Source organism: Paenibacillus hubeiensis (assembly GCF_032334105.1).
Classification (GTDB): domain Bacteria; phylum Bacillota; class Bacilli; order Paenibacillales; family Paenibacillaceae; genus Paenibacillus; species Paenibacillus hubeiensis.
Window position 1 is genome coordinate 185,884 of the sequence record NZ_JAVYAE020000001.1, and the last position, 25,918, is coordinate 211,801.

25 protein-coding genes are annotated in these 25,918 nt (G+C 53.5%); 1 reads left to right on the forward strand and 24 read right to left on the reverse strand.

Annotation, left to right across the window (positions count from 1 at the left end; translation table 11 throughout):
• Positions 1-113 precede the first annotated feature (113 nt).
• The 16 genes from RSX24_RS00770 to RSX24_RS00845 form a co-directional block, all read right to left on the reverse strand.
• Positions 114-3,296 carry a bifunctional cytochrome P450/NADPH--P450 reductase gene (locus RSX24_RS00770; RefSeq protein ID WP_343259412.1) on the reverse strand — a complete coding sequence of 1,061 codons (3,183 nt, stop codon included), beginning with the start codon at positions 3,294-3,296 and terminating at the stop codon, positions 114-116.
• 300 nt (positions 3,297-3,596) lie between these two features.
• Complete coding sequence (locus RSX24_RS00775) at positions 3,597-4,157, reverse strand: glutathione peroxidase (RefSeq protein WP_343259413.1); 561 nt, start codon at positions 4,155-4,157, stop codon at positions 3,597-3,599.
• A 200-nt stretch (positions 4,158-4,357) separates the two neighbouring features.
• On the reverse strand, positions 4,358-5,086 hold the full coding sequence (locus tag RSX24_RS00780) for a LutC/YkgG family protein (protein ID WP_339277715.1): 729 nt from the start codon (positions 5,084-5,086) through the stop codon (positions 4,358-4,360).
• A complete protein-coding gene (locus tag RSX24_RS00785) occupies positions 5,076-6,593 on the reverse strand; it encodes a LutB/LldF family L-lactate oxidation iron-sulfur protein (protein WP_343259414.1) in 1,518 nt (505 codons plus the stop codon). Before RSX24_RS00785 ends, RSX24_RS00780 begins: the two co-directional genes overlap by 11 nt.
• A complete protein-coding gene (locus tag RSX24_RS00790) occupies positions 6,590-7,318 on the reverse strand; it encodes a (Fe-S)-binding protein (protein WP_236417410.1) in 729 nt (242 codons plus the stop codon). Before RSX24_RS00790 ends, RSX24_RS00785 begins: the two co-directional genes overlap by 4 nt.
• A 44-nt stretch (positions 7,319-7,362) precedes the next feature.
• The gene (locus RSX24_RS00795) at positions 7,363-8,124 is read right to left on the reverse strand and encodes a DeoR/GlpR family DNA-binding transcription regulator (RefSeq protein WP_339277711.1); all 762 of its coding nucleotides are present in this window, start codon (positions 8,122-8,124) and stop codon (positions 7,363-7,365) included.
• Between the two features lie 2 nt (positions 8,125-8,126).
• The gene (locus tag RSX24_RS00800; protein WP_343259415.1) at positions 8,127-9,620 is read right to left on the reverse strand and encodes a rhamnulokinase; all 1,494 of its coding nucleotides are present in this window, start codon (positions 9,618-9,620) and stop codon (positions 8,127-8,129) included.
• A 225-nt stretch (positions 9,621-9,845) separates the two neighbouring features.
• Positions 9,846-10,316 (reverse strand): DUF2500 domain-containing protein, encoded by a 471-nt coding sequence (locus RSX24_RS00805; protein WP_236417407.1) that lies wholly within the window; start codon positions 10,314-10,316, stop codon positions 9,846-9,848.
• A gap of 45 nt (positions 10,317-10,361) precedes the next feature.
• Positions 10,362-12,167: an oligoendopeptidase F gene (pepF, locus tag RSX24_RS00810; protein WP_343259416.1), complete on the reverse strand. Its 1,806-nt coding sequence runs from the start codon at positions 12,165-12,167 to the stop codon at positions 10,362-10,364.
• Positions 12,168-12,388: 221 nt separating this feature from the next.
• Positions 12,389-12,745 (reverse strand): winged helix-turn-helix transcriptional regulator, encoded by a 357-nt coding sequence (locus RSX24_RS00815; RefSeq protein ID WP_236417404.1) that lies wholly within the window; start codon positions 12,743-12,745, stop codon positions 12,389-12,391.
• A gap of 170 nt (positions 12,746-12,915) precedes the next feature.
• Positions 12,916-13,479, reverse strand: a complete 564-nt coding sequence (gene hxlB, locus RSX24_RS00820) for a 6-phospho-3-hexuloisomerase (protein ID WP_343259417.1) — start codon at positions 13,477-13,479, stop codon at positions 12,916-12,918.
• A gap of 5 nt (positions 13,480-13,484) precedes the next feature.
• Positions 13,485-14,117 carry a 3-hexulose-6-phosphate synthase gene (gene hxlA, locus RSX24_RS00825; protein ID WP_236417399.1) on the reverse strand — a complete coding sequence of 211 codons (633 nt, stop codon included), beginning with the start codon at positions 14,115-14,117 and terminating at the stop codon, positions 13,485-13,487.
• Positions 14,118-14,354: 237 nt separating this feature from the next.
• The gene (locus RSX24_RS00830) at positions 14,355-14,723 is read right to left on the reverse strand and encodes a hypothetical protein (protein ID WP_343259418.1); all 369 of its coding nucleotides are present in this window, start codon (positions 14,721-14,723) and stop codon (positions 14,355-14,357) included.
• Positions 14,724-14,822: 99 nt separating this feature from the next.
• Positions 14,823-15,308 carry an NTF2 fold immunity protein gene (locus RSX24_RS00835; RefSeq protein ID WP_343259419.1) on the reverse strand — a complete coding sequence of 162 codons (486 nt, stop codon included), beginning with the start codon at positions 15,306-15,308 and terminating at the stop codon, positions 14,823-14,825.
• 21 nt (positions 15,309-15,329) lie between these two features.
• Positions 15,330-15,860, reverse strand: a complete 531-nt coding sequence (locus tag RSX24_RS00840) for a pyruvate kinase (RefSeq protein ID WP_343259420.1) — start codon at positions 15,858-15,860, stop codon at positions 15,330-15,332.
• 250 nt (positions 15,861-16,110) lie between these two features.
• Entirely contained in the window at positions 16,111-17,193 is a 1,083-nt protein-coding gene (locus RSX24_RS00845) for a lactonase family protein (protein WP_236417390.1), read from the reverse strand.
• Positions 17,194-17,369: 176 nt separating this feature from the next.
• Here RSX24_RS00845 and RSX24_RS00850 point away from each other — a divergent pair, with 176 nt between their 5' ends.
• Positions 17,370-18,299 carry an AEC family transporter gene (locus RSX24_RS00850; RefSeq protein ID WP_343259421.1) on the forward strand — a complete coding sequence of 310 codons (930 nt, stop codon included), beginning with the start codon at positions 17,370-17,372 and terminating at the stop codon, positions 18,297-18,299.
• On the opposite strand, the gene RSX24_RS00855 is transcribed toward RSX24_RS00850, so the two are convergent.
• The 8 genes from RSX24_RS00855 to RSX24_RS00890 form a co-directional block, all read right to left on the reverse strand.
• Complete coding sequence (locus RSX24_RS00855; RefSeq protein WP_339277698.1) at positions 18,277-18,867, reverse strand: DUF2062 domain-containing protein; 591 nt, start codon at positions 18,865-18,867, stop codon at positions 18,277-18,279. The two genes, RSX24_RS00850 and RSX24_RS00855, sit on opposite strands and share 23 nt — an antisense overlap.
• 60 nt (positions 18,868-18,927) lie before the next feature.
• Positions 18,928-19,386 (reverse strand): OsmC family protein, encoded by a 459-nt coding sequence (locus RSX24_RS00860; RefSeq protein WP_236417384.1) that lies wholly within the window; start codon positions 19,384-19,386, stop codon positions 18,928-18,930.
• A 45-nt stretch (positions 19,387-19,431) separates the two neighbouring features.
• Positions 19,432-20,199 carry a DeoR/GlpR family DNA-binding transcription regulator gene (locus tag RSX24_RS00865; RefSeq protein ID WP_236417383.1) on the reverse strand — a complete coding sequence of 256 codons (768 nt, stop codon included), beginning with the start codon at positions 20,197-20,199 and terminating at the stop codon, positions 19,432-19,434.
• Positions 20,200-20,356: 157 nt separating this feature from the next.
• Entirely contained in the window at positions 20,357-21,481 is a 1,125-nt protein-coding gene (locus RSX24_RS00870; protein WP_343259422.1) for an NADH-dependent flavin oxidoreductase, read from the reverse strand.
• Positions 21,482-21,953: 472 nt separating this feature from the next.
• Positions 21,954-22,628 carry an SOS response-associated peptidase gene (locus tag RSX24_RS00875; RefSeq protein ID WP_236417381.1) on the reverse strand — a complete coding sequence of 225 codons (675 nt, stop codon included), beginning with the start codon at positions 22,626-22,628 and terminating at the stop codon, positions 21,954-21,956.
• Between the two features lie 91 nt (positions 22,629-22,719).
• A complete protein-coding gene (locus RSX24_RS00880; RefSeq protein WP_343259423.1) occupies positions 22,720-24,195 on the reverse strand; it encodes a 6-phospho-beta-glucosidase in 1,476 nt (491 codons plus the stop codon).
• 120 nt (positions 24,196-24,315) lie between these two features.
• On the reverse strand, positions 24,316-25,608 hold the full coding sequence (locus RSX24_RS00885) for a PTS sugar transporter subunit IIC (RefSeq protein WP_343259424.1): 1,293 nt from the start codon (positions 25,606-25,608) through the stop codon (positions 24,316-24,318).
• A gap of 4 nt (positions 25,609-25,612) precedes the next feature.
• Positions 25,613-25,918: a PTS sugar transporter subunit IIB gene (locus RSX24_RS00890; protein WP_236417378.1), complete on the reverse strand. Its 306-nt coding sequence runs from the start codon at positions 25,916-25,918 to the stop codon at positions 25,613-25,615.

The window sequence follows — 25,918 nt, forward strand, 5'->3', positions numbered from 1 at the left end:
AAGCCTGAAATTAAGAAATTACAACAATGCTCGAGGCTGCCCCATCCATTTCAGACATTTGCGGCAGCCTGATGAGCATCCACTTCTTCAATTGCTTTATTCACAGTATCTTTTTAAATCCCCGTCCATACATCCTTCGCGTATCGCCCTTGCTGCTGCAGTTGTTCCAGCCATGCTTCCGCCTGCTGAGCCGTGCTGCCGGTTACGGTGGCGTAGGCTTCCTTCAATGTCGCTTCGACGTCCGGAGCCATTCGGCTGCCGTCGCCGCAAATGTACAAGTGTCCGCCTTGCTCCAGCAGCGAAACCAATCGTGATGCATCCTGCTTCATCCGATGCTGGACATAACATTTCTCCTCTCCCTGAATCCGGGAAAAAGCGGTGTGCAGCGTCACAAGCCCTTCTCGCTCAGCCTGCTCCAGCTCCTGTTTGTACAAATAATCATGCTCGGGATTGCGGCAGCCAAAGTACAGGTGTGCTTCGCCAAGCTCGGCTCCCTGTTCCTTCAAAACGCGACGAGCCTGCAAAAATCCGCGGAACGGCGCCACTCCGGTGCCCGGGCCGACCATGATGATCGGCACGCCTGCCTGCTCCGGCAGTTCAAAGCCCGACTCGGGCGTGCGCACGAACATCACGATCTCTTCGCCCGGCTGCAGCCTGGCCAAATAGTTGGAGGCAATGCCTTTGTATTCGCCCTCTCCGCTCCAGGCTGGTCCACGCACTACACTTACCGTAATGCTCGCCTGACCCGGCTGAACGCGGGGTGAACTGGAGATGGAGTAGTACCTGGCCTTCAGCGGAGGGAGCAGCTCCAGAAAACGCTCGAACGGCAGCTCGCATGCCTCGTACCGGATCAGAAAATCCAGCATGGAAACGCGTTTGCCGCGCACTTTCTCCAAATAAGCCGCTTCGTCCAGCAGTGCTTCAAGCTCTTTCTTGTGAGGCGGACAAACCGTATATGCGGCCAATTCGCGCAATTGCGCACGCGTCGCAGCCTCCTGCAATTCCACGCTGTGGGTCAGCAGGTCAAACAAATTGACCGGCTGGTTCAACGGCAGGTGAGCCGCGCTGCGCCCGGAAGCGTCCAGTACCAAATGCTCCGTGCCGTTGAAACCGTATCGGCGGAGCACACGCTCCACCAATTCGGGCGGATTATGCGGCAGTACGCCCAGATGGTCGCCTTCCTTGTAGACCGCGCCTTCCGGTAAACGAATCTCCAGATGGCGCGTGCTGCGGTCGCTCCCCGCATCGTGCAGTTCACGATTCTCCACGACCGTTGCGATATGTGCATCATAGGTTTCTGCCAGCGGGGTGACAGCCAAACCGTTGACAAATTGCACGGACAAGGAACTGCGTTCGCTCTCGGAGTTGACGTTCAGCTCCAGACCCAGCTTTTCTGCCAGTTCGGGCCATAAACGTTCATTCCAGCGATCGACCTGTTGTTCAAAATCACCGCTGGCATCGCTCTCGCCAAGCGGGGCAAGGCGCTCGGCCCCTTTTGCGGACAATAGCTCATCGATAAGGTGCGGAACGCGTTGATATGTGCTGGCCCAATTGTGGTCCCCGCATCCCATGACCGCGTAACGCACGCCGTTGAACTCTCCCGAATCCGCATGCTCCAGCCATTCGACAAACGCTTTTGCATTGCTTGGAGGCTGGCCGTTGTAGGAAGCGCTGACGATGATGACCACGCCTTCTTTCGGCAGCTTGCCGACGCGTTGATCCAGTGCGGCCACTTCACTGTGAAAGCCTTGATACCTGGCGGTATCGGCAATCTCCCGGGCAATGCCTTCCGCGGTACCCAGATTCGATCCGTACAGGACAAGCATGGGCGTGCGATGCGCATTCATCAGGTTCGGCTCTTTGTTTGCAGGCGCCATCGTCGCTGAGACCGGTTCCTGGACGGCGATGCCAGGAGCGGCCATGACCGGCTGGCTTTCGCGCACGCGCACACGAATGGTGAAATTGTCTGGCTTGAGCGTCAACGTTTCTTTCACTTTCAACTGGTAATCGGCATGATCGATGAGTTCAAAATGTTTCAGCACCATCCCCAGTACGAGCGTGGCCTCCTGCAAAGCAAATTGCTGCCCGATGCAGGCGCGCTGGCCGTTTCCGAACGGTTTGTACGCATCATGCGGCACCTTGCTCGGGTCTTCGAACCGTTCCGGGCGGAATGCCTCCACATCTTCGCCCCACGCCTCGCGATCCCGATGCAGCTTGGGAATCAGGACGCTGACGCTGTCCCCCTTTTGCAGCGGATATTTGCCTGCGAGCACCGTATCCTGCTTCGCGTATAACGAAAATGCGGGAGCCGTCGGCCATAACCGCAGCGCTTCGTTCAGGACCATGCGCACATATTTGAGTTCCCGGACCTGGTTATAACTCGGGAGCGGATCTTTCAGAATGCGGTCTGCCTCGGCCTGCGCTTTGGCAAGCTTGTCCGGGTTTTTCAGCAAATAATAAATGGCAAACGACAACAACCCGCTCGTCGTCTCATGTCCGGCAATCAGAAACGTGATGATCTGATAACGGATATTCTCGTCATCCAACGTTTCTCCGGTTTCGGGATCCTTGCCGCTAAGCATATGTGACAGCAGGTCATCTGCCCCCTCGACCGGCTTTGCCTTTCGCTCAGCGATGATGTGATCCACAAGCGAAAACATGGTGCGAATGTCCTGTTCGAATTGTTTCTTTTTCGCAAACATCAGTTTGTCCTGCAGCCGCAGCCGCTGAAGCGAGCTCATGGCTTCATCGAGCGAACGCACCATGCTGGTAATAAACGGATGCGGGTCCTCGCGATAAAAACTGTTGAACCGATAGTTGAACCCGCACAGGCCGATCGTATCCAGCGTCAACCGGGTCATGTCTTCCGGCACATTGACCGTTTCGTCAGGATTGAGGCGCGACCATTTTTGCACGAGCTGCACGGCCAAATCCAGCATTTTCTGATGATACCCCTGCATGGCGCGCTGACTAAAGCTCGGCAAAAGCACGTTATGAGCTTTCTTCCAGTTCGGCTCTTCCGTCCAACTGGTAAATAATCCGTCGCCGGCAAAAGCCCTTACCTTCTCCAAGGGTGCCCATACCCGCTTGTCAAATCTCGATTCGTCGCATACTTCGGCAACCAACTCGTGACCCGAAATGTACAGCTCGCTTCGTCCCGGCAGCTCCATGCGGAAAATGGGGCCGTATTCACCCGCCAGCTGCACAAGAGATTGAACCGGCTCTTCAAAATTCAACTGCGGCAAATTGCCCAGAGGTCCAAAGGTTTTCGGTTGAGGCACTGAATGTTGCACCATTTCTGTTCACTCCTCTTTCAAGGTAATGTTCTTCCAATACGGTACATCGATTCTGCAGACGTTTGGTTCTGACTCTCCTTATAGTTATACCCTATTTTTTCGCAATCCGACTAATCTTATCCATTCGATGAAAGATCATGATGGCGAAAGGCTGAGCCTACGATAGAACCAACTGACCATTTCGGTAAAACGGTCATTTCATCCTAAAAAAAGGAAGAGACGACCCCGCCTCTTTCTTTACCCTACCATTCCCATCATCAATCTTCAACAGGCCCATGGTCTTAGGACGATTGGAGCTAATCATTTTCCGGTTTCGTTCAGTAACCTCTCGATCATGCTTTCCATCGCTGCCGGTTCGATCGGAGTTTCATAACGGGCAGCGACCCTCCCATCCCGGCCGATCAGAAACTTGGTGAAATTCCACTTGACTCCATCCCCTGCATAAATGTCAGGGTGCTTCTCCTTGAGAAATTCGTCCATCCATCGGCCCTTTTCCGTAGATAGGTCAAATCCTGCAAAAGGGGCTTGTTCAATCCATTTTTCATACAAAGGATGCATCTTTGGTCCCCTGACGTCGATTTTTCCGAGCATGGGGAACGTCACCCGGAATTCGTTCCGGCAATACTCGGCAATCTCCGCATTGCTGCCTGGTTCTTTGCCATTGAACTGATTGCACGGGAATGCCAAAATTTCCAGCCCCTGCTCCCGGTATTTGTCATAGAGCTGCTGCAAAGCAGCAAATTGGCTGGAATAACTGCATCTGCTGGCCGTGTTGACGATGAGCAGCACCTTGTGGCGAAACGAGGACAGCGTCGTCGTGCTACCGTCCATGCAAGCCACCTCGCTGGAATATAAGTCCATGAAATCAAACCTCCTCCAATGATCATGGGCTCATTGTAGTCCTTTTCTAATGATAGGTAAAATATATATAATATATAATTATAATAGACAAAACCTATAAATCGATTAACAAAACAGCCTACCGAGCATGACTTTCGCTGCTTCATAGGCTGCTTCGTTTTTCATTTGTTTTTTCAAAAACGTCAGTAATCTGCTTAGTCCTATCCTACGATGAGTCCGTATACGATGCCCGGTCCATGCACGCCGATCGTCAGGTCATTTTCGATATCCGATGAACGGCTTGGCCCCGAAATGAAATGAATGCCTGCCGGGAGATTTTCCCTTCCGACTTCGTCAAATCGACTCAGCGTCTCGCCCAGCCTTGTATATAGACGATCCACAGGAATGATCAGGATGAGAACCGTGGGTAACAGGCTGACCGAGCGCCCTTTGTCCTTGGAGGACAACACCGTTACCGAGCCGGTATACGCCGTGGCATAATCCGCCATGACCACGCCGATGTCCGCTTCGGCGGCGCGGGCTCTCCAGTTTTCTTCAGGCAGCGAATTCCATACGGATACGCTAACGCCCTGCTCGAGGCTCGATTCAAGCGCCAAATCTTCAAGCTCTTTTTCGTTTTGCCGAATGATGTATTTTGCGCCAAGCTCCCGCGCCTTGCCAACGATGAAACCTGCCGCTTCCTCCATGCTCGGCACTCTCGCAATATGGGCCCCGACGCTGACAAAATTGTCCGTGAACGCCTGAATGCGTTTCTCCGTGTCCCACTCCAGCTTGTTCCAGAATGCCGGAGCACCGCGGAAAGGCTGGACAGGCGCTTGCATCTGCCTCGGTCTGCCCAGCCTGGATGCGATGCCGTTCATGAATTTCTCCTGTTTCTCGCGCGACTTTCGCTCCAAAGCGGCAAGCCAATCCTGATGCTCAGTGTGCATGCCCCCCGCCTCCTTTTTCGCGTTCCTGCAAAATCCGTTCCATGCGCTGCTTGACAGAGGCATCCATTTCTTTGGGCTGCCGGTTCAGTTCCTCATCCAACCTGTTCCATTCCTGGCGGAAGGATCGTTTGGCCAGGCTTGGCGCAACGCGATACGTATTCCAGCCCTTGAGCGGACCCAATTTGAGCGAAATGCCGTTATTGCGCACAACGGCTTTCTGGCCGATCTGGCCCATGCGGACTGCGGCAGCGAACCGTTTGGAGTTGGAGGCAACCGCGGCAAAGCCCTTCATGCCAAGGCCCTCCCACCGGTTGCCATTCCCGCTCTCCACCTTGCGCCTGCGCAGGTATACGAGCATGTCGTGCAGCGGTATTTTGACCGGACAGGCCTCATAACAAGCCCCGCACAGACTGGATGCGCTTGCGATATCGTTCCATTCGTCAATGTTGCCATTTAGGGCAGGCGTCAGCACCGCGCCGATCGGTCCGCTGTATGTGCCGCCGTAGGCATGACCGCCAATGTGCCGATATACCGGGCACGCGTTAAGGCAAGCGCCGCAGCGTATGCAGTTCAGCAGCTCTTGAAACTCCGGATTGCCCAGCTGCAGCGAGCGGCCATTGTCGACGATGATGATATGCATCTCATCCGGACCGTCGCCGTCCTCAGAGCGGCGCGGGCCCGTAATGCCGGACATGTACATCGTCAGCTTCTGGCCCGTCGCCGAACGCGGAAGCAGGGTTGCCATGACCTCCAGATCAGTCCAGGAAGGAATGATCCGCTCCATGCCCATCAGCGTAATTTGCGTTTTCGGCACGGTCGATACCATGCGGGCATTGCCCTCGTTTTCGAACAGCACCATGGAACCCGTCTCCGCAATCGCAAAATTGCAACCCGTCATGCCGATATCCGCTTCCAAAAACTTCTCGCGCAGTTTCTTTCGCACAAATCCTGCAAGCACGGTCGTATCCGGCTCCAGCGTCTCGCCAGCCTCCTTCGAGAGCAGCTCGGCAATCTGGTATCGGTTTTTGTGAATGGCCGGAATGACGATATGCGAGGGCGCTTCCCCTGCCAGTTGAATGATATATTCGCCAAGGTCGGTCTCGATCGCTTCGATGCCGGCCGATTCCAGCGCATGGTTCAAATGCACTTCTTCGGAAACCATGGACTTCGACTTGACGACCGAAGACGCCTGTTTGTGGGCGGCGATGTTCAGGGCAATCGCGGCAGCCTCCGCGGACGTGTCCGCAAAGTGAATATGGACGCCGTTGGCCCGGGCATTATCCACGAATTGGTTCAGATAGTAGTCCAAATGGGCAATCGTGTGCAGACGGATTTGCCGTCCGCGCTCACGCCATTCGTCCCAATTGCCGTGCTCCTCCGACGCGGATTTCTTGCCATTGCGCAATCGCTCGGTCGTGAACTTGACCGCTTTTCGCAAAAAGTCGTCGTTCAGCGCAAGCTCCGCCCGCTCCTTGACCGTCACTTCCATAGGTCCTGCCTGGCTCATCCTGTCTTCACCCCCTCATACAGCAATTCGGCCAGATGCATGACACGCACCGGCTCATTCCGGTACCGCAAATTGCCCGCAATGTTCATCAAACAGGCCATGTCCAATCCGACAAGCACCTCGGCCTCGGTTTCTTTCACATGGTCGACCTTTTCCGTGACCATCGCGCCGGAAATGTCCGGCATTTTCACGGCAAACGTGCCCCCGAAGCCGCAGCAATCCTCCGCAAACGGAAGCGGGACGAATTCAAGACCCTTGACCGCCTTCAACAGCGCCAACGGCTCATTCTTCACCCCGAGCAGCCTGCTGCCATGGCAGGACGGATGATACGTGACTTTGTGGGGAAAATGGGCCCCCAGATCGGTGATGCCGAGCACGTTCACCAGAAATTGCGTGAACTCGTAAGCCTTTGCTTCCAAACCTTTGGCCTTCTCCAGCCATACCGGATCGTCTGCGAACAGTTCCGGATAATGATGGATCATATACGTACACGACCCGGAAGGACATACGACGAAATCGCTGTCGTCAAACGCCTCCAGAATCGTTTTGGCCGCTGCCCGCGTCTCATCCCAATACCCGCTGTTGTAGGAAGGCTGGCCGCAGCACGTCTGTATCGGCGGGAACTCCAGCCGTATGCCGTGAGCGGCGAGCAATCTGACCATGGCTTCCCCCACACGGGGATAGATGGCATCGCTGAGGCAGGTAATGAACAAGGAGACCTTCATGATTACACGCTCCCATTATGGATTGATAATTTCCTGCACCGCATCTATACGGTGGTGATCGTAATGTTGTAAACCTTTAGCCGTTCGAGCATTTCAGGATCGGGCACCTGGTCCGTAATAATGTTATGCACGGCCTGCAGCCCGGTCACTCTGGCAAAAGCCCGAACGCCGAACTTGCTGGCGTCGGCCAGCAGAATGACTTGATCGGATATGCCAACCATTTTCTGTTTCAGCCTGGCCTGAAGTTCGTTCGACTCGCTGATGCTGCCGCTTTCCGGATGAACGCCCTTGCAGGACAAAAACAATTTGTCGACATGGTACGTCTCCAGCGAACGTTCCGCAAGCGGCCCGACAAAGGACAGCGACCGCTGCGCCAGCTGTCCGCCGGTGGAAATGACCTCGATCTTGTCCTTGCTGCTTAGCTCCGTCGCCACCTGAATCGAGTTGGTAAGCACCGTCAGCGGGATGTCCGGCATGCTGGCGGCCATGTACCCGGCGGTGGTGCTGGCATCCAGCAAAATACGGTCCCCCGGTTCAATCATGGAGACCGCCGCATGGGCAATCCGCTTTTTCTCCTCGGCCTGCGTTGTCTCCCTCACCCGGTAAGGAATTTCAGGCTGGTCTTCTTTGACGCTGACGGCGCCGCCGTGCGACCGGCGCAGCCGTCCGGCCTGTTCCAGCCGGTCCAGATCGCGCCGGATCGTTTCCTCCGTGACGCGGCAGCGCTCGCTCAGTTCGGATACGCGCATGCTGCCGTTCAGGTTCACCAGCTCGACGATCCGGTCGTATCGCTCTGCCGCCAGCATGGCTACACCTCGCTCCCGGTACGCGATTGGGCCAGGCCGGTCACCTGCAGGAATCGGCCGTATGCATGGTCCCAGACGGAGCGCTGCTCCGGCTCGTACTCCTTCACCGGGAACGAATCCCGAATGACTCGGCGCGCCTCCCAAATATCCTTAAACGCTCCGCTGGCGATCCATTGCACTGCCATGTTGCCGATCGCGCTGCCTTCGGCCGGCCCTGCCCATACCGGCTTGCCGATCGAATTGGCCGTCCACTGGCATAACAACCGGTTCTGGATGCCGCCGCCAACCATATGCAATCCGCCAAAGGATTGTTTGGACAAACGCTCCGTCCATTCCAGCACGATGCGGTACTTCAGGGCCAGGCTCTCCAGGATCGAACGCGCAACCGCGCCTTGATCTTGCGGTTCAACCTGGCCTGTGCGGCGGCAGTATTCACGGATGCGGCTGGTCATATCGCCAGCAGGCAGGAACAGATCATCGTCGGGATCGAACAAGCTCGCGAACGGAGCTGCATTCTCCGCCTGCTGCAACAATTCGGCATAACCGATCGCCTGCCCCTCGCGCTCCCATTCCCGCATGCTTTCCTGCAAAATCCACAGACCCATAATGTTTTTGAGCAGCCGGAATGTGCCCCCGGCACCGCCTTCATTCGTAAAGTTAAGCGCCAAGCTCTCTTTGCTAATGGCCGGCCGATCGAGCTCCGTCCCCATCAGGGACCATGTTCCGCAGCTCAGATACGCAAACGAACGCTCCGTAGCGGGGACTGCAACGACGGCAGAGCCCGTATCATGCTCCGCTACGGCGACGACAGGAATGCGTGCAATGCCCAGATCACCGCTGATGCTGCCGCGCAGCTGTCCAACTCCGGTACCCGGCATGACCGCTTTTCCGAACAAATGCTCTGCCACACCGATGTGCGCCAGCAAGTCGCGATCCCAATCTCCCAAGACGGGATTGTACATCTGGGTCGTCGTGGCGTTGGTGAACTCGTTCACTGCATCTCCGGTCAGGAAATAACGCAGCAGGTCAGGGATCATCAGGAATCGCTGCGCGCCATCCAGCAGCGGCGAACCGCCGCGGCGCAGCGCAGCCAGTTGATAGAGCGTATTGAAGCTCAGGAACTGAATGCCCGTTTTTTCGAAAATCGCCTTCCGACCAAGCTCCTTGCACACTTGTTCCATCATGCCGCCAAATTGCGTATCCCGGTAATGATACGGATTGCCCAGCAGTTCGCCGTGGCTCCCGATCAGCCCGAAATCGACGGCCCATGAATCGATTCCCAAGCTCTCCGGCTGTTCCCCGCGCTGCTTGACCAGCGTAAGCCCGGTCAGCAGTTCATGATGCAAACGCAAAATATCCCAATACATCCGGTCCCCGACCTTTACGGGCTCGTTCTTGAAACGATGGACTTCCACCGTTTCCATTCCCCGGTCATTCAGATGACCCAGCAGCGCTCTCCCGCTGCCGGCGCCCAAATCGTATGCCAGCACACTCACTGCTCTCCACGCCCTTTCTCATTCTTTGATTTCAGAAAAATCAGTCTTCATTCTGTTACGTTTTCTGTGATTTATTGTTTGTTTGTTTTTGTTTAATACTGTTTAACTTTATTTTATGAGTATAACATCATTGTAAGCGTTTGAATACCCTGCGATTTGTTTTCTTTTGGGCATCACAAAAACGGCCCTTTCCAAAGAAGAGCCGTTCTTGTCCCAACCATTGGCTTAAAATTGTCCATGTCCGACATCGGATTGCGTCTGTTCCTCGCGTTCAAAATGTTTGAAGCGGGTCCCCTGAAACGTCAGCATCCCTTGGTCTTGCTCAACGATCCGGCCGTAATCGCTGCCGCTGACGCGAAATTCTATTCTCTCGCCGTTATCCAGCTCAAAGGTCAGGAAGTACGAGGTCGATGTCCCTGTGTCCCCGGCCCCCCCGCTGACATTTGTACGCTTCGCCACGACGGTGGAATGCAAGGTCAGAAGAGGTGACGCATTGTTGGAAGACCAGCTGCGCAATCCGGAGATAATGGCATAACCGATCGTGACTGCGATGATCACGAACACAGCGCCGATAAAGATCGTGCCGAACGTCTGCATGGTGTTAAACTCGTTGACTTGGGAAAAAAAGCCGCCATTTCCTTCAAAACCGGGAACATCATTCATATCGTCGAAAACGCCGAAACCGTCCATGATCATCGTCCCTTCCCTGCTGATCTTGTCCGTATAACTATATGAGCCTAATCAGGAATACAGACGTTCAAGTTCGTCCACCAGGCTGCCTACGTAAGCTACCGCGGTACGGATTGGATCGGGACTGGTCATGTCGACGCCCGCTAACTTCATCAGTTCCTGCGGAGAAAGGCTGCCTCCTGCCTTGAGTGCTTCGAGCCAGCGGTCCACCGCAGGCTGTCCCTGCTCCCGGATCTGCTGTGCTGCAGCCGTCGATGCCGTCAGCCCTGCCGCATAGGTGTACGGGTATAATCCCATGTAGTAGTGAGGCTGCCGCATCCAGGTCAACCTGGCGGCCTCATCCACGATGAGATCCGGCCCCCAGAATTCGGACAAAACATCCCCTTTGAGCTGGCTCAGCAGCTTGGCCGTTACTGGCTCATCCTTCATCGCGCGTGCATACACCCGGCGCTGCAGCTCTCCCTCAAGCAGATGGGTCACGTAATTATGGTAGTACGTGTTCAACAATTGCGAAATGACCCAGCGCTTCATTCTCGGATTGTCGGAACGCTTCAGCAAATGGTCTGCCAGCAGCATTTCGTTCATCGTGGATGGAGCTTCAATGAAATAGAGCGACGGACGGGTATTCGTGATTCGCTGGTAACGACCGGCCAGCATGAAATGGCCGGCATGGCCCACTTCGTGCGCCAGCGTGAATGCTCCGCGCATGTTGTTCGCCCAGGAGACCAGAATGTAGGAATGTGCGCCGTAAATGGAAGAGCAGAACGCCCCCGTCGATTTGCCCACATTGTCCGCATAATCCACCCAACGCTCGCTGAATGCCCGCGATACGATCTCGCTGTATTCGGGACCAAGCACAGCCAGCGCTTCTTGAATCAATTCGCAAGCTTCCTCATAACTAATGGCAGGGCTGAATTCCGGATCAAGCGGTGCCTTCAGGTCGCAGAACATCAGTTTGTCCAAGCCGAGCTCCCTCTTTTTGAGCGCGGCTAGCCTGCGCATATGCGGTGCCAGCTCTGCCTGGATGATGTCCAGCACGTTATTGTACATCTCTCTGCTTACCTGCTGCGGATGAAGAAGCATCTCCGTGACGTCTTCATATCCGCGCAACCGGGACAAAACGACCTGTTTCTTCACTTCGGCACCATATGCCTCGGCAAACGTGTTTTTGTACTCGTTCAGCTTCGCCCCAAAGGTTGTATATGCCGAACGTCTGAGCTCAGTGTCCGCGGACATCTCGTAATTATTTTCATAGAATGACCAGGAAAGCGGCCGCTCGTTGTCTTCCCCGTCCGTCACGGGGTCAAATGTCATGTCGGCAAGTTTGCCTCGCAAATAAATGCGATAAGGCGAATCCATGAATTCTCCGAGCGAAGCAAGCACCTTCTCCGTCTCTGCCGACAGGCGATGCTTCTTTTCCTTCAGCAGCAATTCCAAACTGCGGGCATACGGCTCAAGCGCCGGCAATTCACGGATATACCTCTCAATCGTTCCATCGGGAAGATCGCTGATTTCGGAAGAAATGAACGACAACGCGGACGACAGGCCCGATACGATATCGCCCGCTATAGCAGCGTTTTCGAGATTCACCGGGTTGGTGCTGTCCTCCGACTGTTTAAGACGGGCATAGGCCGCAGCCTTGCCAATCCGTTCCTGCAGCGCTTCGCGGGCGTCCAGGCAGCCAAGCAGCTGTTCAGGGCCTTCGCCGAGGCGTCCCTGGAACGCTTCGATGATCGTGGTCGCCGCTTCCGGAAGCGAACGGATTTCTTTCTCCCATGCTTCGTCGGTGGCAAACAAATCCTGCAAATTCCATGTCGATTCCAGGCTTACTTCAGCTCGTGTACGTATCTTGTCCATTGTATATCTGATCCTCCTTTTATTTCCAATACTCTCATCCTATCATATTCGGATCGTTAATACCTGACATTACTACATTGAACCCTCTGAAATTCGGCACGGCTGCTGCAGCTCATTGGTCACGTTAATGAAAAAAACCGCAGGATCACGGGAATGAATCCCCTCCTGCGGCTTTGCTTATCGCGCTTCGTTGCTCTATAAATCCGACTTATGATGACGGCTCACGATTTCCAAATGACGTTTTCCCCGTAATTTTTGCCCCAATCGTACATGGCGTGCAGCACGGGCATCAGGCTCTGTCCATGATCAGTCAATGAATATTCCACCCGTGGAGGAACTTCCGCATAAACCTTGCGCTCGATCAATTGGTCTTCCTCCAGCTCGCGCAGCTGGTTCGTCAGCATTTTTTGCGTAATGTGGGGGATCAGACGCTTCAGCTCACTGAAACGCTTGGTGCCTTCCAAGCCGAGATGCCACAATATTATCAGCTTCCATTTGCCGCCGATCACGGCAAGGGTCAGCTCTTTTTCGCAGTTGATTTCCTTCAAGTTGATTCTTTCCTTGACTTCGGCTGCCATTCTCCGAGCCTCCCATCCTCTTTCGTTATGCGAATAAAAACAGTATCTTCATTCTACTATAGCAAGCAGCGGATGCAAAGCGCCGTCGTCGTTCATGCCCCTTGCTATTTGGGGACGCAAAAAAAGATCGGAGTCCCGACTTTTTTTCGGGATTCCGATCCGCCTTTATGCTATTCCAGGTTCGCGTGCCTGCCGAACATGTCCGCTCCGGTCATGCCCTTCATGTCCATCAGTGTCAGCACCAACGCGTCCATGCCTAACAACAGTCCCTGCTCAAACAGGGAACCCATCGGCTGGCTCGTGATAGCCGATCCGGACGAGGCCGTCTCTTCCTTGGCCGAGGCCGGGATTCGAACGGTCGTGTCAGCCCATTGGCCGATCGTGGATTCGGGCTTGATCGTGATCAGCCCCACTCTCGCTCCGGCGGCCGCAGCCTTTTTTGCCATCAGCGTCAGACTGCCTGTCTCACCCGATCCGGAGCAGAGCAGCAGCAGATCATTCGGTCCAATTCCTGGCGTCACGGTTTCGCCGGCCACATAGGCTTGCATCCCCATCTGCATAAGCCGCATAGCAAACGCTTTGCCCATGAGTCCTGAGCGGCCTGCGCCGGCTACGAACACCTGCCCCGCCTGAAGGATGTGCTCGGCCATGGCCTGCATTTCGGCATCGTCGATCTGGCTGAGCGTGCGCTCCAGCTCTTTCAGAATGTCAGCCGCATGTTGTCTGCTGCTCATTCCGCTTAACCTTGTTTGACCAAACGTTGGATTTCGGACGCAACCGCTGCTTTGTCAGCCGCGCCTGTAATGCCGCCGCCCACGATTACAAGATCCGGTCCGGCCTTGATGACTTCTGGCAGTGTTTCCAGTTTGATGCCGCCTGCAACAGCCGTTTTCGCGTTGGTTACCGCGCGTTTGATCGTTTGCAGATCCTCGAACGGGCTTTGGCCGGCAGCCTGCTGGTCATATCCAGTGTGCACACAGATGTAGTCTACGCCAAGAGCGTCAACTTCACGCGCGCGTTTCTCGAGATCCGCCACGTTGATCATGTCCACCAGAATTTGTTTGTTTTGTTTTTTCGCTTCTTCTACGGCACCTTTGATCGTCAAATCATTCGTTGCGCCCAGAACCGTTACGATATCGGCACCTGCTTCAGCTGCTTTCATGATTTCGTAACCGCCCGCATCCATGATTTTCAGGTCAGCCAGCACTTCCAGGTTCGGGAATGCTTCTTTCATAGCTTTTACGGCATGCAAACCTTCGTTGATGACGATCGGCGTACCGATTTCGACGATGTCCACGTATTGTTCTACTTCTTTCACAAGCGCGATTCCGTCAGGGATGTTTACGAGGTCCAGTGCCAATTGCAATTTCATAGTATGGTCTCCTTTTGTCGTTCGATTATAATGGGTAATGGGTTAGCTTGCACGTTGAACGTTCACCCGATGCATGCAATGTTCATTTGGTTCACTTCATCATTGTAGGACCGAACTTTCCGTTCTGGAAGTACGCACTTTGAAGTGATGTAGTTACCTGCACGAAACTATTAACCATATTGCGTTGTTATACGAAACGATTAAGCGCACAAGTTCACTTCGAACTCATGCCTTCCATTATTGCTTCTGGACCTGGATTCGCTCCGTTCGTCCATTCCAATCGATCTCCAGAACAAATTCGGGTTCATCCAACAACGCTGTGATTTGATCACCTCGCCGTTCGATCACGGGGTCAAAAGGCAAATCCTCTCGCACGCTGATGTTTCTGCTGATGAATTTGTATTTGATCCGTTCGATCGTGCCAGCGTCTTCCCCGATATATTGAATCGTATAGCGATAGCTCAGGATATCGTCGTTTCCTTGTATTGTGCTGTTGGCACGCCAGTTCTCGCTTTCACCTGCGTACGTGTACAAATGGGAGCTGGAACAGCCTGCTCCGAACATCATCAACATAACCATGAAGCAAGCAGCGCAAATGTTTTTCATCCCTTTTCCTCTCCTTCGTATCGATTGTTTCGGAACGCGGAGTGGGGTCCGATAATGGATTACGGCAGTCTTCTATTCATGTAAAGCGTTCTCTCGTCTTTATTTGGTACCAAACATCATAAGCAATGTCCCGTCCTCTTTGGCCAGAGCAAAGTAAATGACGCCTCCCATCGTTCCTGGAGGGAGTGTTCCTTCAATTATCCATGCTTCCGCAACCGGATTATAGCTAATCGCGAACGGTGTCTCCCCCAGAAAGCGAGGAAAGTGCTCCGCCAAATATGGAAAGATAGCAGATGCAGCAGCGTGTTCATTACCCAGCTCGCCAAACGCAGTTTTCACCTTCATCCGGTCCTGCTGGGCAAGAGTTTCCCGATCAGCAAAATAAAGCTGGTGTCTGCCAAGCAAATTTTCATCGTGTAAATCCCGTTCCACCAAACCGTATTCGATGACCGAATTTTTCTTGCGGACGTGATGTTTGCTTTTTTTCTTATCGTCGACTTGTACCGTAATTTGATGGACTCGAAGACGATCGCGCTCCAACTCTTGCTCTTGGATCATTCGCTCCCAATGTTCCATGAAATCCATCTTGAATCACCCTCTAGAGCTTTATTTGTACAAATATCTCTCGAAACCATCTTGCATCCCGAAGTGCCTGAGATAATATCCTTCTCTGCATCGGGCCATCAAATCATTCAAAAGTGGATCATTGTCGAACTGAATGTACTCCGTCAAATAAAGGACGATCAAATATTCCTCAAAACGCAAGTTGCCGAGTACCATTTCCTCTTCTTCCATACCGTAAAATACATCGATTTCAAAAACCAACACATTCGATATTCCACATAATGTTGACCCCATTATCCAGGCAAATTCCATCGTTTCATAATCAATGTCATCATCCTTGTTCAACTGGATTAATGCTTGGATGGCCTGTTTGTCCTCAAACACATAGGCCCCTACGGCCTGATCAAATCCGGCATAAGGATCATTGCGTAAGTACGAGAACCGCTCCAAATCGACCTTTTCGGCACGATACTTCTTGGTTAACCGATCATGGATCTGATCCAAGTTGAACGGGTTTGGAATATCCAACGTCAGGTATTTCTGATAGAGCTTCTCGATATCGATTTGCATCATGCCATTCCTCTTTTCGAGTTACATATTATATGTATAATCATTATTAGAAGACTACCAACATTTTCTATATTAACAATCTATTATGCCATACACAATGTAATTGACCTGATATTTACATTTTGGATACATCTCAAATGAATCCACACAAAAGGCCGCTCCCTTCACGATGGAAGAGAGCGGCCTCTTGAATAATTCACCCCTTGCCTATTAGGCAGGGTACCTCATCTAAGCGTTATATGCTCAAACTTGCTTACAGGTATACCGGTTTAACACATACAGGCTTGGATACCCCTGTGCTGTGGCCTGTATATTTCAGGCGGCCCGATTCTTGGTCCACCGTAAAGGTAACGATGTTGTTGGTGTCGCGGTTAGCCGCGATCAGCAGCTTGCCGCTTGGGGTCAAAGCAAAGTGACGCGGATGCTGCCCTTCAACGGATACTGTCTCCACATGCGTCAGATGGCCCGTCTCTGCGTTCACCGCGAATACGACCAGGCTGTCGTGACCACGGTTGGAACCGTACACGAAACGTCCGTCGTTGGAAACGACGATTTCAGCCGTCGTATTTTCAGCGCCGTCATAACCATCCGGCAGTGTCGACACGCTGGCGATCTCGGTCAAAGTGCCTGCTTCCGCATCATAGCGATACGAAGAAATCGAGGAATCCACTTCGTTGATCACAAACGCGAACTGGCCGTTCGGATGGAATGCCAGGTGGCGCGGGCCAGCGCCCGGATGCGTTTTGGTTTCGCTATGCAGCACGAGTTCGTTTTTGTCCGCATCGATCGTGTAGATGGCAATTTTGTCGGCACCCAGATCTTGTACCATCAGGTATTTACCGTCCGGCGAGAAAAATGCGGAGTGCACATGCGGTTTTTCCTGACGTGCAGGGTTTGCGCCATGGCCTTCATGTTTTTTCTCATCCAGAAGAACGCCGACTTCGCCGTTGTCCGTCACCGATTGCAGCCCAACAAGCCCACCATGGTAGCTGGACAGAATCAGATAACGACCGGAAGGATCGCGCTGGATATGGCAAGGCGGAGCGGTCAAGGAGTTATTGCGGTTAACGAGAGCCAGTTTGCCCGTGGACGGGTCAATGCTGAGCGCTACCGCTTCGGACATTTTATTTCCTTCGGCAGAAACGGCTTCACCGATGGCATATACTTTGTTGTTTGCTGCATCCACGTTGACGAACGTTGGATTTTTTACGCCGGAGATCCCGTCCAGCTTCGACAAGCTGCCTGTATCCTCATTCAATTCGTATGCATAAATGCCCTCATTTTCAGTTTCGGCATAAGAGCCGGCGATCACGAGCAAGCGTTTGTTTTCACTCATTACGGTATCCTCCTAGTATGTGTATGTAATCTCGTTGTACCTCTTCTATAATAAATCTGCCATATCAAAATAGCAATCCAACTCCCGGTGAACACCCTGATCGGCCGTGTGAAAAAAGCCCGTTTTCTGCTATGATGGGATAGGCTTTTCCAACTAGAGAAGGGATTGAAACGGATTTGTTGCACTCATTTTTATTGACACTGTACCACGTATTTTTGCCCATTTCGCTTCCGGTCATCGGAGGCATGCTGCTGAAAAAATTCAAAAATTGGGATACGCGTCCCCTGTCCGCTTTTTCCCTGTATATTTTGAGCCCGGCGCTCATCTTTGATACACTGCTACATGCCGAAATTACGTGGACCGACGTGTGGGGAACCCTCTGGTTCTCGATTCTCAACCTGCTTGCCCTCTGGCTGCTCGCCGCCCTGTTGAGCCGCATGTTCCGGCTGGAAGCCAGCGAAAAAGCAGGACTCACGCTCGTATCCACGTTTACCAACTGCGTAAACTACGGGCTGCCTTTGGTGCTGCTTGCTTTCGGACAACTGGGGCTGGACAAAGCCTCCGTATACGTCATCGGACAGATCATCATCGTGAATACGCTGGGCATCTTTTTTGCCGCAAGATCGGAATTTTCGGTCAAACAAGCCGCATTGTCCGTCTTTCGCATGCCATCCATCTATGCGGCGGTCATCGCCATCATCCTGAGGACGTTTGATCTGCATCTGCCCGAAGCCGTCGACGGCGGCGTTAGCATGATCGCTACCGGTTATGCACCCGTCGTACTAGCCATTCTGGGTGCCCAAATGCTGCGCCCGCGCGGTACGTCAGAACCTTGGCCCGCCAACGTGCGCCGTGCCTTCTGGACGGGTATTGCCATGCGCCTGGCTGCGGCGCCGCTGTTGTCCTACGCGATCTTGAAAGCACTCCAAGTGGAAGGGACGCTGTTCAGCGTGCTGCTCATCCTGTCCTCCATGCCGACGGCAGTCAATGCCGTCATTTTGGCTGAGCAATTCAATGCGTCCCCGCAGTTCGTTTCCCGCTGCATTTTGTGGACAACCATTGCTTCGATGGCCATCCTGCCCTTTATGATTGTGGCTGTTTCCTGATCAGCAATGATGCGGGCGAGTGGGAAGCCGCCGCCTGGCGCCGCTTCTCCAGCCTGCGTTCATGGCGCCGTCTGAGCGCCCGTACATACAATATCTTCACCACGAAGTAAGAAACAAATCCCAATAACACCCCGAAGACGGACATGCCTGCCAAAATGTCCAACCCCCCAAGCAACAGTTCCTTCAATGCAAACCAATTGCCGCGGAACAGCTCCATAAAAGCATTTTCATGCAAAGCTCCCTGCCCCATGCCATGGGCAGGCAAAATCCATGACCCAATCTGTTTCGCCAAAGGCATAAGCAAAATGGGCAAAAACGTAAGTTTGCCGATCACGTTGCCAACGATAGCTGCCGGCAACGAACCGCCGGACAACCGTACGATCGGATAAAATGCAAGGTAGATCAGGGATGCCGTCGATATGACAATCAGCTCCAGGCCAAAACCAAGAGCAAATCCGATGGACACCTTATGGGCGCCTCCCGGTGCACGCAAAAGCTTCACGAAATTGAGCTTGAGCGCACGCCCGAGGCGGGCCAACCGGGTAGATTTCCGTTTTTGTGTGTTCATGCCGTGCTTCCCCTTAGTTCGACAAATAACGACAAATCCCGTCGTCTTCTTCTCAGTATATCACACCGCTCCCGCTTCTGCCGTAGTGATGACAGGCTGCGTCTCGATCGTTACATTGCCTGCGACCGCTCTGGAAATCATGCAGGATGCCTCGGCCTTGTGCGCGAGCCGTTCTGCCTTCTCAAGCTGCTCCTGTGCTGTATCGGCCTGCAGTACGACATGAGGTTTGTGAACGATCCGCTCATACGTGAAAATGTTGTTGGTCACGTCCACCGTCGCTTCCGATTCCAGCGTCAGCTCTGCAGGTGTAATGCCTGCTCGCTCCAGCATGGCAGCCAGCGTAATCAAATAACAAGTGGATGCGGCGCCAAGCAGCATTTCGTCCGGGTTGGTGCCCGTACCCGGACCGCCCATTTCCTGCGGAATCGAAATAACACTTTTCAGCCCGCCCGCGTCGATGTGCCCCTCGCTGTTGCGGCCTCCGTTCCATACCGCTTTCAAGTGAAAAGGATGTTTCATTATATTCATTCCTTCCTGTGTTTGCTGCATCGGAGTGTTACCCGACTATACGCGTATGCATTCGATGGATTGTTCGGCCAGGCTCTCGACGATCTGGCTGTCAATGCCTTGATCCGTCACGATGGTGGCCACGCTGCTGAGCTTTGTCACTCGCGTAAATGCCTGGATATTGAATTTGCTGGAATCCGCAAGCAAAATCACTTCGTCCGCAATGCTGATCATCTTCTGTTTGACGAGCGCCTGCAGCTCGTTCGATTCGCTGATCCCTTTGGTTAAGTGCACGCCTTTGCAAGAAAGGAACAGCTTGTCCACATGGTAGGCATCCAAAGAGCGTTCGGCCAGAGGCCCGACGAAAGACAGCGATTTGGAGGCCAACTGCCCACCGGTCGAAATGACTCGGATCTGTTCCTTGCTGCTTAGCTCGGCAGCGACCTTGATCGAGTTGGTCAGCACCGTAAGCTGAATGTTGGGCAGTCCCGCAGCCATATACCATGCCGTTGTGCTGGCATCCAGTGCAATGCGGTCCCCTGGTTGTACCATTTTCACGGCTTCGTTCGCGATTCTCCGCTTCTCGTCCGCGTGTGTAACCGCCCGCTCCGGGTACGGAATTTCCTGCTGTGAATCTTCCTTGTATTTGATGCTGACCGCACCGCCGTGGGATCGCCGCAACCGACCGGCCTGCTCCAGTTTGTCCAGATCGCGGCGGATCGTTTCTTCCGTTACGCCGCAGCGCTCGCTTAGCTCGGTTACGCGCATGCTGCCTTGCGCATCCACCCATTCCACAATTTTTTCATAACGTTCTGCAACGAGCATGTTCTTCACTCCACATCGATAATTTCCATGGCCAAGCCTGTTCACCCTATCATACCACAGCACTTGCCTACGGAAAATTTCAGGAAGTACAAAAAAAGGGGGACATTGCCCCCTTCAGTTACAATAATTCCCTCCATATACCTCTCGAAGGGAGCGCTTATTCAGCTACCGGGAACCATCCTGGTGTATTGATGATCGCCTGCCACAAGCCGTCTGGGATGACAAGCCGCTCCTGGTCCGATTTGGTCAGCACCGTCTCGATATCCTCTTCGCGACCGCTTTCGATTTTTTCTACCCAGTCCGGCTCAATGATCAGTTCGCGGCCGAGAGCAAGCAGCGGCAAGCCGGTTTGCAGCGCTTCTGCCGCCTCGTCCGCCGTATGAATGGAACCTACCCCGATGACCGGCAATTTGCCGCCCACGCGATCCAGGATGAATTCGATGCGGGAACGAGTATCAGCTTCGCCGCGTCTTGGTTTGGACCAGAATTCGTTCAGTGAAACGTGAAGGTAATCCAGGTTTTTCTCCTTGAGTGCATCTACCAGAGCATAGGTTTCCGTCATGGTCAGCCCTGGCGTTTCAGGTTCTTCCGGCGAGAATCGATAGCCAACGATGAATGGCGATTTGGCATGATCGGCCACAGCCTTCTGTACTTCGTCGATCACGGCCAGAGGGAAGGTCAGACGTTTCTCGATGCTTCCGCCCCACCGGTCTTCGCGGCGATTGGAATGCGGGGAAACAAATTGCTGGATAAGATATCCGTTCGCGCCATGAATTTCAACGCCGTCAAAACCGGCTGCGATGGCACGGCGAGTCGCTTCACCGAAGTCCTTGATGATGCCGTTAATCTCTTCATCGCTCAATTCTCTTGGCAGCGGAGATCCCGGGCGTTCGCTTGCTACCGCGCTCGGTGCCACGACCTGACCCGCGGGAACGGCCTGCTCGGGCGTCAAGCGGCCGGCATGGAAAATTTGCAGCACTGCTTTGGAACCTTGCTGTTTGATCGTCTCGGCAAGGCGGGTGAGGCTTGGAATGAAACGATCGTCATACGCGGCAAACTGTGCCGGAAAACCAATGCCGTTCGGCGTAACGTATGTAACCGCCGTAACGGACATGCCTGCGCCTCCTGTGCGGCGTGCGTAGTATTCCAGTTCCGCATCCGATACGGTGCCGTCCGGATTGGAGGACATATGCGTCATCGGAGCTAACACGATGCGGTTTTTCAGCGTAATGCCGTTCGGCAGCGCCACAGATTCGAATAAGGGAGCGTATTTGGGATTCATGAATGGTTTCCTCCTCTTATATAAACCGCACTAATCAATCACACAAAGCCACTGCGAGTGCAGTACCATCTTTCGATCGCCGTTATCCCCATGATTTTTTGATTCCCCTTCTTTAAGGAGAAAATCCGGTGATAAGCCTATGCTTCCGATGCAGCTTTCTTTCAGAAAGCTTTTAGGCGAACGCTTCGCTTCTCCAGATTGGTTCTGCCTCTAAGTTTACGTGTGTATGTTTTTTGCGGTTTATATATATCTTTTTTTATAGATATACGAATATACATTTCAAATACTGTAATTATTATAGTTACTATTCAAACACAATTCAAGTTTTCGTTTGAAATCATGCCAAAAGGACGGAGGCACCAGGCACTCCGCCATATAAGTGATGTTATAGTGATGTAACTGGCCATCGCTGACCGACAGCGAGACCGAAGGTGCGGCATACGCGCGCTATGTGCTCTTTAACTCGCACCCGTCAGTGGCGTACATAAGCCAGCTTCAGTTCCATCTCCTCCACGCACTCGTAGCTGTCATGATCATCATTGGCTACCATCGGCGTCACCGGATACATCTTCATCTCTGTGCGATTGTAGGATTTGAGCAGCGGCAGCAGCTGCGTTACGCGTGTATTGGCCGGATCCAGCCAAGCGTCGATTTCCTCATCGGACAGGATGGCCGGCATTTTATTGCCGAATTCGCGCGTAATCAGGTTGGCGCCCGTCATGATCATGGTGCACGTGCGAAGCGGCTGTTTACGGGTATCTTTCCACACTTCGTACAGACCTGCGATGCCGAACAGTCCACGATCGGGCATGACGACACGGACGGCATAGCTCTTTCGGCCTTCCTTTCGCCAGTAATACAGACCGTTGCACGGTATGACGCAGCGTTTGGTTTCGACCATTTTCTCGTAGGAAGGGTTCTCGTGCACCGTCATCAGATTGGCGTTTACGGCATCGCGTCCCCAGAACGGAATGAAACCCCACCGGAATTCATCCAGTACGCGTTCACCATCCTGATGCAAAATAATCGGCGTATGTTGAGTCGGGCTGATGTTGTACCGGTTTTTGTAATAATACATTACCCGCTCGATTTTGAAGTGATCCCTGACCTCATCCAGATCGGCGGCTAACGAAAAGCGGTTGCACATGAAAATCGCATCCTTTCCCTGCTTGGTGTTTCATGTATTGTTTGTAATTTAAGGGAAATTATGCATGAAATGCTGCAAATCCGTTCTTAAGTCAACCTTCCGTGATGGAACCGGGATCAAGCTGCCCGCCATTGGACGCAATGACGTCCCTATACCAGTAAAAGCTCTTTTTCCGCGTACGCTTGAGCGTGCCGTTCCCCTCGTTGTCCTGATCGACGTGAATGAACCCGTAACGTTTGCTCATTTCGGAGGTCGATGCCGACACCAGATCGATGCAGCCCCAGCTTGTATAACCCATCAGTTCCACGCCGTCGCGAATGGCCTCCCCCATTTGCCGGATATGTTCTGCAAGATAATGGATACGGTAATCGTCGTTGATGCTGCCGTCCGCTTCCACATGGTCGAGCGCACCGAGTCCGTTTTCCACCACGAACAGCGGCACCTGGTACCGGTCGTACATCTCCCTCAGCACCACGCGCAGCCCGATCGGATCGATTTGCCATCCCCAATCGGATGCCGGCAAGTACGGATTTTTCAATCCTGAGGAGAGATTGCCTTGCGCCGTTCCCGTCACCGCCGGATCTGCGCTGGTTGTCATCGACATATAGTAGCTGAACGAAAGGAAATCAACGGTATGATTGCGAAGCACGTCCTCGTCGCCCGGCTCCATCCGCACCTGAATGCGTTCCTCATCCCAGACGCGGCGAATAAAAGAAGGATATGAACCGCGTACCTGCACGTCCGTGCAAAACTGCGCCATTTGATTCTCGGTTTGCGCCTTCAACACGTCTTCCGGGTGACAGGTATACGGGTACAGCAGTTTTCTCGCCAGCATGCAGCCGATCTGGGCTTGCGGCTGGATCTCCTTGCCGCGCTTCACCGCAAGCGCACTCGCCACGAACTGATGGTGCAGCCCCTGAAAAGCGATCTGCCGCGGATGCTCCCGCCCTTCCGTAATGATGCCCGCTCCGAGGAACGGCGCTTTCAGCGTACAGTTGATCTCGTTAAAGGTAAGCCAGTACCGCACTTTGTTTTTGTAACGTTCGAACAGCGTTTCGGCATAACGGACGAAAAATTCGATCAGTTCGCGCGACTCCCAGCCGTTATACTTCTGCACCAGATGCACGGGCATTTCATAATGCGAAATGGTAACCAGCGGTTCGATGCCATGCTTCAAGAGCTCGTCGAACACGTCGTCATAGAAACGCAAGCCTGCCTCGTTCGGCTCAAGCTCGTCGCCCTGCGGAAAAATGCGCGGCCAGGAAATGGACAACCGGAACACCTTGAAGCCCATCTCGGCGAACAGGGCGATATCCTCCTTGTAACGATGGTAAAAATCGATCCCCCGGCGCTTCGGATAATTGCCCTGCTCATCCTGGATCGCCGCCTCCAATTGTCCGCGGGTCATGGATAACAGCTCGTCCAGCGTGCCCCGCTCTTCGGGCGGGCAGTATTTCACGACATCTGCCGTCGACAACCCCTTGCCTCCTTCACGATAGGCTCCTTCCACCTGGTTGGCCGCAGCGGCCCCTCCCCACAAAAAATGCTTTGGAAAAACGGTTTTCATCTGATGTTCCCCTCTCTGCTAAAGAAGCCGAAACCCATGAGCCCCCAGGGCTCCGGCATTCCGGCTCCTTTCGTTTCGTATTCGTAAAAGCCTTGAGGCATGTGCCAACCGTTCCGTCGATTAGGCTTTGGATGCTTCCGCTGCCTCGGCTGCGGCTTGCTCTTGCTGCAATGCCTCGGCATCGGCCTTTTTGAAGAACGGGTAGTACATCGCAAAGCTGATTGCGATCAGCACCACTTGGAACGCGCTGACCCGCCAGCCGCCCGTCATCCAGCCATTGAACAGGATCGGTATGCCCAGCGGCACCTGCACCCCGTTCAGTACCGGCAGCACACCGATGGCCGTCAGTAGAATGGCCAATCCGCTCGTGATCAGCGGGGTCAGGATGAACGGAATCATCAGCCGCACGTTCAGGACCAGCGGCAAGCCGAAGATCACCGGCTCGTTGACACCGATAAAACTCGGTACGATCGCCAAACGCCCGAGCGTTTTATAACGTGCCGACTTGGCAAACAGCATCGCGATGATCAAACCGAGCGTCGCTCCGGCCCCGCCCACGAGAACGTAAACCGGGAAGAATGGCGAACCTACGATGTTGACCCCGTCCAAGCCGTTTTGGTATGCTTCCAGGTTTTCCAAACCGAGGGCCACCCAGATCGGTCCCACAACCGAATAGACGACGAGTGTGCCGTGAACGCCGAAGAACCATAACAGGTGAATGACAAACACGCAGACCAGCATCGCCCACCAGGAACCGCCGAGATTCGTGAGTGGAACCTGAATGATCGAAAAGACGAATTCATGCATGTTGCCGTATTTCGTGGCCGCAAAGATCGCTGTCAAAACAAGCATCAAAATGGCAATCAGGAAACCGGGCGTCAGCGCGGCGAACGACTTCTCAACCGTTGGCGGAACGCCCTTCGGCATCTTGATGTAAAGCTTTTTCTCCAATACAAAGGTATAAATTTTACCCACGATCAACGCAATGATGATGGCTACAAACAAACCTTTGGCACCCAACCACGAGTATCCGAACGCTTTGGTTACCCCATCTTCCAGCAGGCCTTTCGGCGTGACGAGCAGAAAGCTCATCAGGGCCAAAATCCCCGCGGAAAACCCTTGCTGTTTATGCTGTGTCGCAAAGTTGTACGCAATGGAAAACACCGCATACAGCGCAATCAGGTCGGTCGTGACCGAAGCCGGAACCGAAGTGTAATCCTTCAGTCCTGTTTCGACGAGAAAGTTCTGGTAAGGCTCGATGCGAAGCGCATTGATCAGGGAGAAGATCGCTCCCAGAATGAGAATCGGCATCAAGGCCATCAGGCCATTGGAAATGGCGCTAATATAGGTATTCTTTTGAATCTTGGTGCTCACTTTCTGTATTCGCGTTCTCCATTCTGCACCGCCAGCCATGCATTTAAGCCTCCTTGTTCATCATGTCGATGGCCGTATCCAGCACTTTGTCGCCGTTCATCATGCCGTAATCCATCATGTCGATCGTCGTTACGGGAATACCCGGATATGCTGCCGCCAACTCATCTTCGGCGTGTCCCATCTGTGGTCCGAGCATAATGATGTCAAACGGCGTTTGGCTGGCGATATCGCTCTCCGCCACCGCATCGATGACCACTTCGATTCCGCGTCCGCGCGCGGATTCCTTCATACGTTCCACCAGCATACTTGTCGAGAATCCTCCGGCACATGCAAGCAAAATCTTTTTCAT

What these genes read in the sequence shown, in the direction of transcription:
- RSX24_RS00805 (WP_236417407.1), bottom strand. Translation starts at nt 10,316, where the DNA reads ATGATCATGGACGGTTTCGGCGTTTTCGACGATATGAATGATGTTCCC.
- RSX24_RS00785 (WP_343259414.1), bottom strand. Translation starts at nt 6,593, where the DNA reads ATGAGCCAGGCAGGACCTATGGAAGTGACGGTCAAGGAGCGGGCGGAG.
- hxlA (WP_236417399.1), bottom strand. Translation starts at nt 14,117, where the DNA reads ATGAAATTGCAATTGGCACTGGACCTCGTAAACATCCCTGACGGAATC.
- RSX24_RS00840 (WP_343259420.1), bottom strand. Translation starts at nt 15,860, where the DNA reads ATGATGCAAATCGATATCGAGAAGCTCTATCAGAAATACCTGACGTTG.
- RSX24_RS00795 (WP_339277711.1), bottom strand. Translation starts at nt 8,124, where the DNA reads ATGCTGGCGGCAGAGCGATACGACCGGATCGTCGAGCTGGTGAACCTG.
- RSX24_RS00885 (WP_343259424.1), bottom strand. Translation starts at nt 25,608, where the DNA reads ATGGCTGGCGGTGCAGAATGGAGAACGCGAATACAGAAAGTGAGCACC.
- RSX24_RS00815 (WP_236417404.1), bottom strand. Translation starts at nt 12,745, where the DNA reads ATGGCAGCCGAAGTCAAGGAAAGAATCAACTTGAAGGAAATCAACTGC.
- RSX24_RS00865 (WP_236417383.1), bottom strand. Translation starts at nt 20,199, where the DNA reads ATGCTCGTTGCAGAACGTTATGAAAAAATTGTGGAATGGGTGGATGCG.
- RSX24_RS00875 (WP_236417381.1), bottom strand. Translation starts at nt 22,628, where the DNA reads ATGTGCAACCGCTTTTCGTTAGCCGCCGATCTGGATGAGGTCAGGGAT.
- RSX24_RS00780 (WP_339277715.1), bottom strand. Translation starts at nt 5,086, where the DNA reads ATGCACACTGAGCATCAGGATTGGCTTGCCGCTTTGGAGCGAAAGTCG.
- RSX24_RS00860 (WP_236417384.1), bottom strand. Translation starts at nt 19,386, where the DNA reads ATGAAACATCCTTTTCACTTGAAAGCGGTATGGAACGGAGGCCGCAAC.
- hxlB (WP_343259417.1), bottom strand. Translation starts at nt 13,479, where the DNA reads ATGAGCAGCAGACAACATGCGGCTGACATTCTGAAAGAGCTGGAGCGC.
- RSX24_RS00880 (WP_343259423.1), bottom strand. Translation starts at nt 24,195, where the DNA reads ATGAAAACCGTTTTTCCAAAGCATTTTTTGTGGGGAGGGGCCGCTGCG.
- RSX24_RS00775 (WP_343259413.1), bottom strand. Translation starts at nt 4,157, where the DNA reads ATGGACTTATATTCCAGCGAGGTGGCTTGCATGGACGGTAGCACGACG.
- RSX24_RS00845 (WP_236417390.1), bottom strand. Translation starts at nt 17,193, where the DNA reads ATGAGTGAAAACAAACGCTTGCTCGTGATCGCCGGCTCTTATGCCGAA.
- RSX24_RS00890 (WP_236417378.1), bottom strand. Translation starts at nt 25,918, where the DNA reads ATGAAAAAGATTTTGCTTGCATGTGCCGGAGGATTCTCGACAAGTATG.
- pepF (WP_343259416.1), bottom strand. Translation starts at nt 12,167, where the DNA reads ATGGACAAGATACGTACACGAGCTGAAGTAAGCCTGGAATCGACATGG.
- RSX24_RS00870 (WP_343259422.1), bottom strand. Translation starts at nt 21,481, where the DNA reads ATGAATCCCAAATACGCTCCCTTATTCGAATCTGTGGCGCTGCCGAAC.
- RSX24_RS00830 (WP_343259418.1), bottom strand. Translation starts at nt 14,723, where the DNA reads ATGAAAAACATTTGCGCTGCTTGCTTCATGGTTATGTTGATGATGTTC.
- RSX24_RS00855 (WP_339277698.1), bottom strand. Translation starts at nt 18,867, where the DNA reads ATGAACACACAAAAACGGAAATCTACCCGGTTGGCCCGCCTCGGGCGT.
- RSX24_RS00770 (WP_343259412.1), bottom strand. Translation starts at nt 3,296, where the DNA reads ATGGTGCAACATTCAGTGCCTCAACCGAAAACCTTTGGACCTCTGGGC.
- RSX24_RS00835 (WP_343259419.1), bottom strand. Translation starts at nt 15,308, where the DNA reads ATGGATTTCATGGAACATTGGGAGCGAATGATCCAAGAGCAAGAGTTG.
- RSX24_RS00790 (WP_236417410.1), bottom strand. Translation starts at nt 7,318, where the DNA reads ATGAAGGTCTCCTTGTTCATTACCTGCCTCAGCGATGCCATCTATCCC.